12 protein-coding genes and 1 rRNA gene are annotated in these 14,004 nt (G+C 45.5%); 9 read left to right on the top strand and 4 right to left on the bottom strand.

From position 1 onward, the window contains the following. Nucleotides 1–89: ribosomal RNA gene (rrf, locus tag DFP76_RS17300) — 5S ribosomal RNA — on the top strand; the annotation flags it as partial. Between the two features lie 1,008 nt (nt 90–1,097). Here rrf and DFP76_RS17295 read toward each other — a convergent pair. Then, nucleotides 1,098–2,048, bottom strand: coding sequence for an alpha/beta hydrolase family protein (locus tag DFP76_RS17295; RefSeq protein ID WP_113875811.1), 951 nt, complete (start codon nt 2,046–2,048; stop codon nt 1,098–1,100). 95 nt (nt 2,049–2,143) lie between these two features. Between DFP76_RS17295 and DFP76_RS17290 the strand changes: the two genes are divergently transcribed. Further along, nucleotides 2,144–3,058 carry an AraC family transcriptional regulator gene (locus DFP76_RS17290; RefSeq protein ID WP_113875810.1) on the top strand — a complete coding sequence of 305 codons (915 nt, stop codon included), beginning with the start codon at nt 2,144–2,146 and terminating at the stop codon, nt 3,056–3,058. Nucleotides 3,059–3,252: 194 nt separating this feature from the next. Here the strand turns inward: DFP76_RS17290 and DFP76_RS17285 are convergent, their stop codons facing one another. Together DFP76_RS17285 and DFP76_RS17280 are read right to left on the bottom strand one after the other, a co-directional pair. Continuing rightward, a complete protein-coding gene (locus tag DFP76_RS17285; RefSeq protein ID WP_113875809.1) occupies nt 3,253–4,554 on the bottom strand; it encodes an NtaA/DmoA family FMN-dependent monooxygenase in 1,302 nt (433 codons plus the stop codon). A gap of 49 nt (nt 4,555–4,603) precedes the next feature. Then, entirely contained in the window at nt 4,604–6,691 is a 2,088-nt protein-coding gene (locus tag DFP76_RS17280) for a TonB-dependent siderophore receptor (protein ID WP_113875808.1), read from the bottom strand. 146 nt (nt 6,692–6,837) lie between these two features. On the opposite strand from DFP76_RS17280, the gene DFP76_RS17275 reads away from it, so the two are divergent. From DFP76_RS17275 to DFP76_RS17250, 6 genes are all read left to right on the top strand, one after another. Then, nucleotides 6,838–7,722 carry a helix-turn-helix transcriptional regulator gene (locus tag DFP76_RS17275; protein ID WP_113875807.1) on the top strand — a complete coding sequence of 295 codons (885 nt, stop codon included), beginning with the start codon at nt 6,838–6,840 and terminating at the stop codon, nt 7,720–7,722. Between the two features lie 74 nt (nt 7,723–7,796). Beyond that, nucleotides 7,797–8,654 carry an ABC transporter substrate-binding protein gene (locus tag DFP76_RS17270; protein ID WP_181799876.1) on the top strand — a complete coding sequence of 286 codons (858 nt, stop codon included), beginning with the start codon at nt 7,797–7,799 and terminating at the stop codon, nt 8,652–8,654. Nucleotides 8,655–8,680: 26 nt separating this feature from the next. Continuing rightward, complete coding sequence (locus tag DFP76_RS17265; RefSeq protein ID WP_113875805.1) at nt 8,681–9,481, top strand: siderophore-interacting protein; 801 nt, start codon at nt 8,681–8,683, stop codon at nt 9,479–9,481. Nucleotides 9,482–9,520: 39 nt separating this feature from the next. Further along, a complete protein-coding gene (locus DFP76_RS17260; protein ID WP_113875804.1) occupies nt 9,521–10,483 on the top strand; it encodes an iron chelate uptake ABC transporter family permease subunit in 963 nt (320 codons plus the stop codon). Next, nucleotides 10,473–11,432, top strand: a complete 960-nt coding sequence (locus tag DFP76_RS17255) for an iron chelate uptake ABC transporter family permease subunit (RefSeq protein ID WP_181799874.1) — start codon at nt 10,473–10,475, stop codon at nt 11,430–11,432. Before DFP76_RS17260 ends, DFP76_RS17255 begins: the two co-directional genes overlap by 11 nt. Continuing rightward, the gene (locus DFP76_RS17250) at nt 11,429–12,184 is read left to right on the top strand and encodes an iron ABC transporter ATP-binding protein (RefSeq protein ID WP_113875802.1); all 756 of its coding nucleotides are present in this window, start codon (nt 11,429–11,431) and stop codon (nt 12,182–12,184) included. The genes DFP76_RS17255 and DFP76_RS17250 overlap by 4 nt, the downstream gene beginning before the upstream one ends. Nucleotides 12,185–12,255: 71 nt before the next feature. Here DFP76_RS17250 and DFP76_RS17245 read toward each other — a convergent pair whose 3' ends face one another. Then, nucleotides 12,256–12,954 carry a pirin family protein gene (locus DFP76_RS17245; RefSeq protein WP_113875801.1) on the bottom strand — a complete coding sequence of 233 codons (699 nt, stop codon included), beginning with the start codon at nt 12,952–12,954 and terminating at the stop codon, nt 12,256–12,258. 127 nt (nt 12,955–13,081) lie between these two features. Here DFP76_RS17245 and DFP76_RS17240 point away from each other — a divergent pair, with 127 nt between their 5' ends. Next, nucleotides 13,082–13,999, top strand: coding sequence for a LysR family transcriptional regulator (locus tag DFP76_RS17240; RefSeq protein ID WP_113875800.1), 918 nt, complete (start codon nt 13,082–13,084; stop codon nt 13,997–13,999). Nucleotides 14,000–14,004 lie beyond the last annotated feature (5 nt).

Below are 14,004 nucleotides of genomic sequence, written 5' to 3'. Positions count from 1 at the left end.
ACCTGATCCCATCCCGAACTCAGAAGTGAAAAGCGCCATCGCCGATGGTAGTGTGGGGGATCCCATGTGAGAGTAGGTCGTCGTCAAGCTTTAAATACTAAGAAGCCCTGATAGGTTATCCTGTCAGGGCTTTTTTACGTCTGTCGGAAAGTCAAACCTAGGATCTTGCAAGGGCTCAGTTCCCTAAGCCGCTTGCACAGGCAAGAACCAGATGATCCCAACCAGCGACGCCTTGCGTCACTGCCGTCGTCAGCGGCTTACGCTGCTTGGGATCTTGCTCATCTAGTCAGATGGGCGCAAGCTATCCGATATGATGTTTTGTCGACAAACCAAGTCTCTTGTTCCTTCCCCTTATGTCTTCAAGGGGAAGGTTAGGATGGGGTTAGTCCAGCAACCTCTATCCAATCAGATTAACTGCAAGACTTGGTTATTCTGATAGCCTAGCCCGTTTTGTTCTTTCCCAAACAGCAACCCCTTGCGTCACTGCCGTCGTAAGCGGCTTACGCTGCTTGGTATCTTGCTCATCTAGTCACATGCATAAGTCTTATAGGCTCAAGCTATCCGATATGATGTTTTGTCGACAAACCAAGTATCTTGTTCCTTCCCCTTATGTCTTCAAGGGGAAGGTTAGGATGGGGTTAGTCCAGCAACCTCTATCCAATCAGATTAACTGCAAGACTCGGTTATTTTGATAGCCTAGCCCGTTTTGTTCTTTCCCAACCAGCGATGCCTTGCGTCACTGCCGTCGTCAGCGGCTTACGCTGCTTGGGATCTGCCCCCTGAGATACCATCGACGATGGTAGTGTGGGCCTCATGATGAAAGGAAAGCATGTGAGAGTAGGTCGCCGTCAAGCTTTAAATACTAAGAAGCCCTGATAGGTTATCCTGTCAGGGCTTTTTTACGCCTGTAGGAAAATCAAACCTAGGATCTTGCAAGGAGTCAGACCCCTAAGTCGTTGGCAGTAGTAAGAACCTGATGTACGTATAGGGATCTGCCCCCTGAGATGGTAGAAGTAGAACTCGTTTGACTTTAAGTCTATCCCCTCAAAATGATTTTTAAATTAATAGAGACTTAAACATCCTCAAACTCTTAGCGCTCAATTTTTTTGTTTTATGTGGGCGTGATTACTGGCATACGTTTCTAGTGCTTTACAGGCATCCTTCCATATTTTCTCATCGTCGTATAAAGCCGATTTCAAATAAGCAGCAGTCATTTTTTGAGTGATGGCGAGACGATCAGGGTCTTCGTCATCGGTTTCTTTAGCATCATAACCTGCAACACCGCCTAGCCCATGTTTGCCGCCTATTAACGTCAGCAAAAAATTACTTCCTGGAGCAATGTAATATGGGTCCGCATGCCAATCAGCATCTCTTTCTGTAAAGTGGGGGCTAAGATCTTGATCACCATATATCACTAAATTTTTTGTGATCATTGATGAGTAGTCTGGATTAATTTCAGGGAACCTTTCTCTTGCTGATTCAACTAAATCATCTCCCCCTTTGCCCACAGCTGCTAACAGAGCTCCCACTTTGATGCGCTGATCTAATACGCTGCTTATATGTGGTAGCGTCATGCCCATTAGCATAGCTGCTGTCATCGCCCCTGCAGAATGCCCCACGATCGCGATACGCTCTTTATCTAAACGGCCAGAAAGACAGACGGTATCACGCTCAATTTGCGTCAAACTGTCTAATATCGTTTTTATTTCAAGCACTCTTTGATTAAGAAAGAGTGGCGCATCTGGGTGGTTATTGCCTAGACCTCCGACTTTTGAGCTTGCATGAGTTGGTTGTATAACGGCAAAACCCTGCTCTGCGTAATAGTTTACGAGAGGAGCATAACCATCTTTAGAGGGTAAGTACGACGACGGGCCATGACCATGAGAAAGTAAGATAACTGGGATGTTATCTCCACTTACAGGCAGTGTAACCCTTAGTTCAAGTGGTGTTTCACGGTCTTCAATAGTTAAGGTGATCGGACTAATAGACTGGGTAAGTTGTCGATTAGATCCTGGAATGTTTTTGGATTCAGTAACGAGATTATTCATAGAAGTTCCTCACATGGTTGAGGTGTTAACTCTATTTAAAGATGGCTGTACAATATATAATGTAAAGTCCATATTACATTATCAATAGTATTCAAATGATGGATCCTCTTTCGAGTATAGTGACCTTGTTAAAGCCCAAAGCGGATTTTTCCAAGGTGGTGCAAGCTGCAGGTACATGGCGAATTAGGCATGAAGAAATCGGCAACCCTTTTTTTTGTGTTGTACTAAAGGGAAGTTGTGAGTTCACCTTAAAAGGCGATGAACCGATTTGTTTAACCTCTGGCGATTTTGTTCTCGTTCCAGAAGCGCATGCTTTTATTGTAACAAGTAGCCAACCACCTTCGTTGGAAGAAGCTGATACTGTGCCCATTAAAACCGCGGCCAGTACCTATTTTGTCGGTGAAACAGAATGTGAGTTGAATGCTCATTTACTCATTGGGCATTGTCAATTTGAAGCGCCTGATTCAAAAATATTGGTATCGCTTCTCCCTAATCTTGTTCATATCCGTGAAGCTACAAGGCTCACTACCTTGGTCGAGCTTGTTATTGAGGAGTCCTTGACGCAGCGTCCTGGTCGAGAATCTGTCTTAGCTCGATTATTAGAAGTTCTGCTTATTGAAGCCTTTAGAACTAAGATGGATACACCGGATGTGCCTGGTTTATTGGTGGGTTTAGCCGATGAACGACTTGCTATCGCAATTCGAAAAATCCACCAAGATGTAAGTCAATCATGGACGGTTAATCAATTAGCAAAAGAGGCCTCGTTATCTCGTTCTACTTTTTTTCAACGTTTTAGTAAAGCAGTAGGTTGTACGCCAATGGAGTATGTAATTACATGGCGCATGGCTGTTGCAAAAGATCTTTTGCGGCGTCAAACCTATACTATGGCAACTATTGCGGAGCGGGTTGGTTATCAGTCTGCAAGTGCTTTTAGCACTGCTTTTAGCAAACATACGGGCCAGCCGCCATCGAAGTTTTTGCTTGAGGCTAACCTCGCCAGCAATGAATAACGGTTAACGGTAAGAAGATATAATCATTGCACTAAAGCAGGGGAGGATAGTATTTAAAGGCCCACCAGACCAGGTGTTAACGCCCAACAACGTTCAGAGCGTTCCTAACCATCCCTCCCTCACCACTATAAACTCAAAGCCAGACGGAAAAAGCATTCTTCATCTGGCTTCTAATCCTAAAAAACGCTCAAAACTTACCCCAACAAATGTTCCGCTAAGGTGTTACCGTGGTAGTCCTCACGAAACCAGCCTTGTTCCACGAGGGAGGGAATGATCTTTTCAAAGAATAATTGAGCGGATTGTATGTGGCCGCCGGGAATGGCGATGAAGCCGTCTGCAGCGCCAGCCGATAAACGCTCGATAATGCTGTCTACCGCATCTTCCGCTGTTCCGATGACTAACCAGTGAGATGAACCGCAGACTTCGGGGCGTTGTAGAAAGGTGTTTACACTGGGGTGTTCTCGGATGATGTATTGACGCATAAGGTTACTGTGGGTTTGGCTGCGGACTGGTCTGGTTAATTCAGGTAGATCGGTTTCCGTTAGGACATGGTGATCGTCATAGTCCCTCAGGTTTAAACCAATGGCTTCTTCAACATAAGCATAGCGACGCTCAAGGTCGAAACCAGTATGTGTGTCGCGGTAACAGTTTTCGGCTTCTTTGCGTGTTTCGGCGAGGTATAAGCTTAACCCAGGTAATACTTTGATTTCGTTTGGATCTCGGCCCAATTGTGCGGCTCTCTTCCTTAAGTCCTGTCGTAGTTCTATGCCGGCTTCTAAATCGGGTGTCGCGGCAAACACCGCGCTGGCGACTTTGGCAGCAAAGGCACGTCCTTCATCGGAGGCACCTGCTTGAAATAATGGAATGTCACCGAAAGGTGTGGCAGGTGTACTAAGTGGTCCTGCGACATGGAAGTATTCGCCAGTGTGCCGAATGGGGTGAATCTGTTCAATATCGGCAAATTGCTTGGTTTGTTTGTCCATTTTGAGGCTGCTATTTGGGTAGCTGTGCCAGAGTTTCTGAACCACTTTTAGATGTTCTTGCGCTTTTTCATAACGCTGCTTTGAAGGCGATAATGGGGTTTCACCGAAGTTTTGTTGTCCTTCAATGGCCGTGACGAGGTTCCAGCCAGCACGACCTTGGCTTAACCAATGGAGTGATTGTAATTGTCGTGCGACAACATAAGGCGGTAAGAAGGTGGTAGACGCGGTGGCGACTAAGCCGATTTTTTGAGTATGGCTGGCGATCGCGGACAGTAAGACAAAAGGGTCGAGATTGCTAAAGCCGGGTTCGGTTGCCAAAGGGGTAGTTTTTAAAAAGAGTGTATCGGGGCGAAAAACGAAATCGAGTTTGGCTTGTTCGGCTTGCTTAGCAAGATCAAGGTAAGGTTGGAGGTTGAATAGTTGCTCGACTTGGCTGTTGTCTCGTCGCCAGCCATTTGCGCTTAGCCAGCCCATGACTAAGGCGAGACCGATATGGATACTAGATTGACTCATAATGCCTTTATCGGTCTCATATTACCCTATGAGACCGATACCTTAGTGATTAAAATTGATAGCGGATAGTGGCTTTCGCGGCGCGCTCTGCCCCTGGGATATTGAATTGACCTGAATCACCAACGCGAGCGTAGTACTTCTCATTGAGTAGGTTATCAATATTTAGCTGTGCGCTTAGTTCTGGGGTGAATTGGTAGGACATCATGGCGTTGACCACTTCGTAAGCACTGGCATCAGCACCGGAATCGTTTTCGATTTTGCTTAAGGTGTTCAAACCAAGACCCACATTCAATTTTTCATTTACCTGATAGCTGCCCCATAGGTTGAACATGTGCTCTGGCATATAACTAATCAGTACGTCATATGAGCTTTCTTCAATAATGTCCGTATCAATGTAGCTGTACCCCGCAATGACTTTAAAGTCTTCTGTTACCTGACCAATGATTTCAATTTCAGCACCTTGCATTCGGCGTTTACCGGTTGCGATGAATTCTCGTGAAGAATTAACACCCCAGGCGTTTTTATCATCAATTTGATAGAGACTAAAGCGTGCTTGAATGGCGTCATCTAGATAGCTTGATTTGATGCCCAACTCGACTTGCTTGCCTTCACGTGGGTCAAGTACGTCGCCATTCGCATCGACATATTCTTGAGGAACGTACAATTCGGAAGCACTGGCGTATAGGCTATGAGAGTCATCGAGATCGTATACTGCACCACCGTACCAGATGGCTTTGTTGTCACTGCGTGTTGTGGTTGAGTCAGTGAGTTTGTTGGTGTTGGTAATGTCCCATTGGCTTGCTCTGGCCCCTGCAATGATAGCCAAATTGGCGATCGGACGAAGGGTTAACTTGCCATATAAGCCAGTCTCTTCTCGTTGAACATTGCTATAAGAGCTTGCACCATTGGTTGCTAGGATATCGTAATAAGCAATGCTACTGAGGTCTGACACGGCGTAAGTGGTGCCTGCTCGACTTTTGTATTCGCGTCGGTCATCTTCAAATTTTTTATAATCCGCGCCCATCACGAATTCGGAAATCGTTCCCATAAAGTCAAAGGGTTGGCTGTAGCTGGCATCGACAACAAAGGCTTTTTGTTCGACATCGCCTGCGTAAGGGAGCATGGAAACGGTATCTGTCGAGCTAATGGCGGAACCCGCATACATATAGTTCCAGTCACTGGTGTTTTCTCGGTAACGCATCCCCACTTTGCCATAGCCACCATTAGCAAAAGAGTGAGTGATATCGGCAAAGAAGTCATCACTTTCCATGGTGAAACTGTTCCAACTTGGGGCGTAGTAATCGTGATTTGGCAGGCTTAATAAATTGCCGTTTGCATCTAGTGGTAAGCCATTGTTGGGCGTAACATCGCGGGCTTGATGAAGGAATCCCAACCCCAATGTGGTGTTGTCGTTTAAGTCGATGTCGATCGCTGTGTACAAGGTTTCGTGATGTTCCGACTTGTCAGTTTCTTCCGGTGTTTCACCAAAACCGTTGATGACTAAGCGGCCACGGACGCTGCCGTCGTCATTGAGTGGTGACCCAATGTCCAGCCCTGCCTCATATTGCTCATTGGTGCCTAGGCTGACTTCAGCGTTGCCTTGAAACTCATCTGTGCCACGTTTTCGAATGAGGTTAATGATTCCCCCCATTTCTCCGCTGGCATCGAATAAGCCTGATGGGCCTCGCATAATTTCGATGCGATCAAACGCCGCTAGGTTAGGCATGGTTCCCAATCGGCTTTCCATCTGAGCGGGAAGACCGTCCACATTGTACTCAGAATATTTATAGCCACGCGCAATGACCGAAGAACGACCTCTTTCGTTAGGCAGCATTCGTAAACCAGGGGTGTTTTCGGCGATTTCTTCCAAAGTATCGGCATTTTGATCTTTGATACTTTGATGAGTAATGACGCTCACAGATTGAGGAATGTCACGTAGGGTAGCGGGGGTTTTGCTACCAACGGTTGCACCATCCACAGTGTAGGATTCAGACTCTTCGGATGCTTCTTCTTGGTAGAGCTCATTCCCTTCAACAGTCAGGGTTGATAAGCGAATTTGGTTTTCGGCCCAAGTAAATGAACTAAAGACCATGCAAGAGAAAAGCGTAGTAAATGCAAACTTAGGGTATTTTGACATTTTTATTCCTTGTATAATTTTTTCTCATTGCTAATGAGAAGAGTTATCGTTTACATTTATTATATGCCAAGTGAATTTTTGTCTGATGTCGAAATTTTGCCAATCTACTTGGAAAATCTGCCAACACCTTTAGAGAGGGGATAACAGTGTTCTATACTGGCTCACTGCACGATAATGATTCTTATGACGATGCGTTAATTCGTGACTATTACTCAGGGGATTATCGTTTTGATTCACTCAAAAGTGGTGTGGCGATTCATGGTGGGCGTAATACCTATCGTCGTAGTGTGGATAACACAGTGAATGTGAACCCGCACATTACCTTTGTCTTTTTGTTAAAAGGTGAGCTGCAGTTCTCCCTAGGGAAGCAGGACTACCACTTTTCGGCGACGGATCAAGGCCGCTGCATCATGATCAGTTTGAGTGACAAAACCTTGTTTCGCCGAGTGACGTTTGCGGGTCAATGTGATGAAAAAGTGGTCTTGCGAGGCATGGAGCGTTGGTTAAAAGATCATGATGCTCAAGGTACCTTGTCTGTTGATGTTTACCGTCAGGCAGTTAGGGATTGGCCTTTGACACTGGCGATGCAAACAGGCTGTGAGCAATGGTTAGCAGCGTGTGATGATGACAACCTTCTGCATAAAGACATGTTGGGGTTATTGTTATTAAATACCACGTGGCAACACTTTATGGGTTTAGAGCAAGGTAACACGACGCCATTACAGCAAAGTCTAGAACGACTTTTGGATCAGGGAATATTTGATATTCAAGCCATGGCGGAGGCGTTACATACGAGCGTTCGAACTCTCCAACGTCGTGCGGTTGAGCAGCTAGGAAGACCTCTGGGAAACTGGGTCACTGAACAGCGTTTAGCCCGAGCCAAAGTGATTATGTTAGAGCAACAGAAGTCCATTTCAGAAGCCGCATGGCTTGTGGGTTATCAACATGCTTCGAGTTTTATTCATGCTTTTCGTCGAGCTTATGGTATGACGCCAAAAGCATTCTTAGAAGATTATTTGGCGCAGACATAAATTTTGAATGATATAGGTATCAAAAAATGTGCTCAGCAATGCGTTTTAGCGTGATTTTTACGGTGTTAGTTTTAATGTCATTTAGTGTGAAAGCGACTGACATTGAGACGTATCGAGGTGTCGTTGATGTGGCCGGAACACCGCAGCGAATCATTGCGTTTCCGGCCGGTGTGGTGGATACACTGGATGCGCTTGGCGTTAAATTAGTCGGCATGCCAGCCGGTATACACCTCAATTACATAGACCAGAATCAGGCGTCAGAGGTGGGGACATTATTTACCGCCGATTTAGAAGCGATTCATCGTCTTCAGCCCGATTTTGTTGTCGTAGGAACGCGCTCCGCGAAACAATTTGAGTCGGTTTCTGAAATCGCCCCGACAGTGGACTTGTCTTTGGCCAGAGGCAACACATACCAAGCTGCCATTCAGCGGATGAACGATTTGGCACGGCTGTTTGATAAAGTTGAGCAAGCTAAGAGCATCGAACATGAGTTAACACAATTGCGTGATCAGGTCGCCGCCTCCGTGTCGAAGACAGGTTCTGTGATGGTGGTGATGGTGATTGGCCGCTCGTTAAATATGTTAACCGCGAAAACTCGCATAGATTGGTTTCAGTCCGAGTTAGGCATGACGCTAGTCGGTGATGACAGTAAGCAATTAGGTGAGTTAGCGCCCATTTCTTTTGAGTATATTTTGGCACAAAACCCAGATTGGTTAATTGTGATGGATCGTGACGCAGCGGTCGGGAAACCTTCTTCAAACGTTCAGCAGCAAATGAATAACCCTCTAGTGAATGCTACGGCGGCCGCTCGAAAAGGACAGATTGTGTATTTGGATGGTGTCGGGACATTGAATGCCGTCGGTGGTGTGCAAGGATTGAAAAACACATTACAGCAACTGGAACAGGTCTTTAACGATCCTTCCCGTTTTTAAAATGGTTGATGAATGAGTAATGGAACATGTTAAAAAATACTAGGATTGAAATCCCGCTTAAGCCACGTTCCGCTAAGGTGATAAGGATCATGGATATCTCACCCACTTTAAGACGCGTTAGACTGCAAGGGTCTGAATTGGAAGGCTTTGGCTTTCATCCTTTGGCACCAGAAGCACACGTGAAATTGTTTTTCCCTCAATCGCCCAACCACTTACGTATGCCGAATGTGATGGAAAATGGTTCGGCTGATTGGCAAGGGGCTAAGGAGGGGCGTTTTTCACCTTTTCGTGATTACACCATTCGTGCTTTTGATAAGCACACATGCACTTTAGACATTGACTTTGTTTTACACGACGAAGGTGTGGGCGGCCCTTGGGCAAAGCAAGCGAAAGTAGGGGACGTTTTGGGCATTTTTGGCCCTAGATCGGTTAAGTTGCCGCCGACCAATGCCGCTAACTATGTATTTTTTGTGGATGAAACCAGCTTGCCAGCTTTCGCGAGATGGTTGGAGATTTTACCAAATGATGCTCACATTGATGCTTGGATTGAAGTGGCCAGTGCAGACAGTGAAATTCCTCTTTCCCACGGTGATAATACAAAACTGAACTGGCTATACCGAGATTCAGACGGCGGTCAGCCGTATGGGGCTCTGTTATATCATGCGGTAGAAACCTTACCGATTTTGTCACTAAGTGATGCCACGTGGTTATGGGCCGCGACGGAAGCGCATGTCATCGCGCAAATGAAACGTCGTTTGATGACCTTGAAGTCGCTCATTAATCCTGCCCATCTTGATTTAGTGGCTTATTGGAAAACCTCTTCATGACACGGTTTGTTATGTTGATGTGTGTATCTTTGGAGCCGTATGAGGCCATTTAGTTATTGGCTCTTGGCGTTATTAAGCTTACTGATGCTAGCGCTTGTTAGTTTGTTGGTTGGGGCTTATGCCATCTCTTTGGAGGACATTTTTCGTCAACCCGACATGGCGAATGTGATGATGTCGAGCCGTATCCCAAGAACTCTAGCGGTGTTAATTGTGGGCAGTATTTTAGGCATCGTAGGTTGTTTGTCGCAATCGGTTATGAACAATGTTTTTGCTGAACCAACCACCTTAGGCACGCCCCAAGGCATTGCTCTTGGGTTATTGCTCACCAGCGTGTTCTTGCCAGAGGTTGGCTTGGTGGGGACCATGCTGCTTGGTGCAGGTATGGGGCTGTTGAGCTTGTTGGTGTTCTTCGCATTATTGCAGAAACTGACCTTATCGGACCCATTACAACTGCCTTTAATTGGTTTGGTTTACAGTGCCATTTGGGGGGCTGGCGTGACATTCTTAGCGTTTGAATTTGACCGCATGCAAATGCTGGCGGTATGGCTCAATGGTGACTTTGCGACCATTATCCAAGGGCGTTATGAGCTGCTATGGGGAGCCTTTATCATTGGCCTAATCGTGTATTGGATGGCGAATCAGTTCAGCATGTTGGGCATGGGGGAAGCGTTGGCGAAAACACTAGGCGTGCCATATCGTGCATTAGTTGTCGTTGCCTTGATGATGATTGCTCTGGCGACGTCTTTGGTGGTGGCAACGGTCGGTATGATCAGCTTTCTTGGACTGGTTATCCCGAACATTGTGAGACAGTACTGTGGTGATAACTTAAAGCATAGCTTGCCATGGTGTGCGTGGATGGGGGCCAGTTCGCTGCTGCTTTGTGATGTGATCGGTCGCTTGCTTACTCATCCATTGGAGGTACCTGCTAATTTAGTGTTTGCGGTATTTGCCGGCACTGTGTTTTTAGTGATGTTATGGCGAGGAGATCGCCGTGCTTTCTAATCGATTTCAGAAACGTGTTTTGCAAGGTTTAATCAGCGTTTGGTTATTGTCTTCTTTCTTGTTTATTACTTGGGGGTTAACACCAGATGATCACTTTTTTCTCGTGCTGCGTTTTGAAAAATGGTTGGCATTGAATGCCGTTGGTGTGTCAGTAGCCGTTTCTACTTATGTTTTTCAAACCCTGACTCATAGCCGTATTTTGACCCCATCAATTATGGGCTTGGACGCCATTTACTTATTGATTAGCCTAGTCATTATCTCGGTGTTAGGCACAGGAAGTTACTTAGCCATGAACGCCATTCATTTGTTCTTAATGAATAGTCTCGTGATGATTGGTTTTGCTTTGCTCATTTTTGGTGGGTTGATTCTGCGGTTTCATCGAGATATGAATCGATTGTTACTGATTGGCATTGTGATTGGTTTATTAGTACAAGCGTTGAATGAGTTTCTGGGGCGGATGATTTCACCAGAAGACTTCGTCGTGTTTCAAGGGGCCGCCTTTGCTCGATTCGATCAGCTTGATCGACAAGTGCTTTGGATTGCTGTTGTCGTATTGGCCGTCTGTTTAGGTTTGGTTTGGCGCTTGCACGCGGTTTTGGATATTTTCCGTTTGGGTCGAAATCATGTGATCAATTTAGGCATTGCTTATGTGCCAATGACCTGTTTATTTCTAATGCTAGTGGCAGCGTTAGTGAGTGTTTCAACCGCCTTGGTTGGGCCAATTTTATTTTTTGGTTTATTGGTTGTTGCCTTGGTACAACAATGTTTTCCCGATGGTAAGTCTGGTTATCATTTATTACTGGTGGCGATAGTAGGGGCGTTGATTTTGGTAGCTGGTCAGACTTTGTTTGAGCATGTTCTCTCAATGAAGGCAACATTGAGTGTGGTGATTGAAGTCATTGGTGGTAGTGTTTTTTTTATGTTGTTATTAAAGCGAGGTCGGCAGTGATTCAAATTCAAAATGTGAGTTTTGATCGAGCGGGGAAAAACATATTAGACGTTACTGAGCTCACACTGGAGGCGAAACAAACCATCGCGTTGATTGGCCCAAACGGGGCTGGGAAGTCCACTTTATTATCTCTTATGGCGCGTTTATTGCCTTTGCAAACTGGCCAGATTCGTTATGATTACTTAGATATTTCCAGCACATCTAGCCGAGTAATGGCTAGGAAAGTCGGTATTTTACAGCAGCATAGCCACTTTATGAGCCGGCTAACGGTGCAAGATTTATTGCTCTACGCGAGGTACCCATATCATAAGGGGCGACCGACGGCAGACGATCACAAGGTGGTGGAGCAAATGTTGGCGTATTTTGAACTGTTAACATTCCGCACAACTTTTTTGGATGAATTGTCAGGTGGTCAGCGTCAGATGGCATTGGTGGCCATGGTGTTTTGCCAAGGAACAGACTACATCCTATTGGATGAGCCTTTAAACAACTTGGATATGTATCATGCTCGACATTTGATGACGACACTAAGGCGTGCCATTGTTGACTGGAACAAAACCATCGTTGTTGTGTTGCATGATATTAACTATGCCAGTTTGTATGCGGATCAGATCGTTGCACTAAAGCAGGGGAGGATAGTATTTAAAGGCCCACCAGACCAGGTGTTAACGCCCGATAGTATCAAAGCACTTTATGGTGTTGAGGTGGATATTATCGAACATCAAGGTAAACGGTTGAGTTTGCATTTTTGAAGGCTTGGATTTGACGCTATGTTTTATGGTAATGACCTCTTATACAAGGCCATTACCCATTTTTACTTGATTTAGGCAAGATCAAACAACAGGGCTTTGACTCTTTTGTCTGATAACTTGGTAAAGTCTATTTGGCTAATGCTCTGTAATTTGGCACCGTCGCCAGGTTTCATATTAATACCATCTGCCAAGCTCAGTTCACCTTCAATTAAGTGAATATAGTAGCGTCGTTTGGCATCAGCTTGCCATGTCAACTGTGTTTGCTCTGACATAATAAGCTGGTGTAAACGCATGTCTTGTTTGATGGCTAAGGTGCCACTTTCACCATCCGGTGTGATGATGTTGGTTAAACCTTCTTCTTCTCCAAACGCTTTTTGTTGATAACCTGGCTCGCCACCCAAGCGATTAGGTTGAATCCAAATCTGCAAGAATTTTAGGGTTTCTTGGTCAGACGCATTAAATTCACTGTGATAAATCCCTTTGCCTGCCGACATTAATTGATATTCACCTGCAGGCAATTCTTCAATGTTGCCAGTGCTATCTTTATGGGCAATGGTACCTTGTAACACTAGGCTAAGAATTTCCATGTCTTTGTGGCCGTGGGTTTCAAATCCGGCGCTTGGGCTGACGGTATCATCATTAATCACTCGTAGATGAGAAAACCCCATATGCTGCGGGTCAAAATAACTGCCAAAGGAAAAGCTGTGGTAGCTGTTGAGCCAGCCAAAATTAGCATGACCGCGATCATTTGCTGAGCGTAACTGAATCATAATCTGTCTCCTAAAATGGTGTAGAGAAGTCTCTATAAGAATAGGGTCAGTTTAGATGCGGCTAAAAAGAAAGAAAATCGGAAGCTTTTGAGCTAGTATTTCAAAAAATTTGAATAAAAGGTGAAGCATGGCTCATGCCGTTACATTAGAAGCATTGCGAGTAATTGATGCCATTCATCAGCTTGGCAGTTTTTCTGCTGCTGCAGAGGCTTTGTTCAAAGTACCGTCAGCTCTGACTTATACCGTGAAAAAGTTAGAAGAAGATTTGGGGGTTGCCTTATTTGATCGATCGCGTCAAAGAGCGGTATTAACAACGGCTGGTCACATGGTGTTGGAGCAAGGTCGTAGCATTTTGGATGCCGCCACACGTCTAGAAGATTCCATCAAACAGATGGAATCTGGGTGGGAGCCAAGGTTGAGAATTGCTCGAGATACAGCAATTTTGTCAGCGCCACTAATGAGCGTAGTCGGCAGTTTTTTGGACCAAAATCGACCAGTCGAGTTAAGCCTGTCTGAAGAGGCCGTAGGTGGCGCTTGGGATGCTCTGCAAGATGATAGGGCAGATTTGGTCATTGGTGCGACAGGAGAGTTGCCAAAGGGGCAAGTACAGATTCGTCCGTTGGGTGAACTAGAATTTGTCTTCGCCGTTGCGCCGACTCATCCACTAGCCTTGCTAGATGGTAAGATCACCGCACAGCATTTACGCCAGTATCCCGCCATTGTTGTGGCAGACAGTTCAAAAATTTTGCCGGCTCGCAGTAGTGGTGTGTTTGACGCGCGTCAGGTGGTGCGTGTGGACTCAATGCAAAGCAAAATTGAGGCGCAATGTTTGGGGTTAGGGGTGGGGTATTTACCCAAACATAGAATTCAAGAAGAACTCAACAATGGTCGTTTAGTGATACGTCAGTGTGAATTACCAAGACCGAATCAAATGGCCTATTTAGCGTGGCGTAATGAACAGCCTGGACGTGGCCTTAGTTGGTTTGTTGAGCAATTAATGCTGCAAGATTGGCAGTTGGTTCCCAGTATATCGGTTGAACCCTAATTTAA

This window comes from Marinomonas aquiplantarum, assembly GCF_003314975.1.
Taxonomy (GTDB): Bacteria; Pseudomonadota; Gammaproteobacteria; order Pseudomonadales; family Marinomonadaceae; genus Marinomonas; species Marinomonas aquiplantarum.
This window is presented reverse-complemented; position numbering and strand designations above follow the sequence as displayed.

What these genes read in the sequence shown, in the direction of transcription:
- DFP76_RS17245 (WP_113875801.1), bottom strand. Translation starts at nt 12,954, where the DNA reads ATGATTCAGTTACGCTCAGCAAATGATCGCGGTCATGCTAATTTTGGC.
- DFP76_RS17295 (WP_113875811.1), bottom strand. Translation starts at nt 2,048, where the DNA reads ATGAATAATCTCGTTACTGAATCCAAAAACATTCCAGGATCTAATCGA.
- DFP76_RS17285 (WP_113875809.1), bottom strand. Translation starts at nt 4,554, where the DNA reads ATGAGTCAATCTAGTATCCATATCGGTCTCGCCTTAGTCATGGGCTGG.
- DFP76_RS17260 (WP_113875804.1), top strand. Translation starts at nt 9,521, where the DNA reads ATGAGGCCATTTAGTTATTGGCTCTTGGCGTTATTAAGCTTACTGATG.
- DFP76_RS17240 (WP_113875800.1), top strand. Translation starts at nt 13,082, where the DNA reads ATGGCTCATGCCGTTACATTAGAAGCATTGCGAGTAATTGATGCCATT.
- DFP76_RS17270 (WP_181799876.1), top strand. Translation starts at nt 7,797, where the DNA reads ATGTCATTTAGTGTGAAAGCGACTGACATTGAGACGTATCGAGGTGTC.
- DFP76_RS17280 (WP_113875808.1), bottom strand. Translation starts at nt 6,691, where the DNA reads ATGTCAAAATACCCTAAGTTTGCATTTACTACGCTTTTCTCTTGCATG.
- DFP76_RS17290 (WP_113875810.1), top strand. Translation starts at nt 2,144, where the DNA reads ATGATGGATCCTCTTTCGAGTATAGTGACCTTGTTAAAGCCCAAAGCG.
- DFP76_RS17265 (WP_113875805.1), top strand. Translation starts at nt 8,681, where the DNA reads ATGTTAAAAAATACTAGGATTGAAATCCCGCTTAAGCCACGTTCCGCT.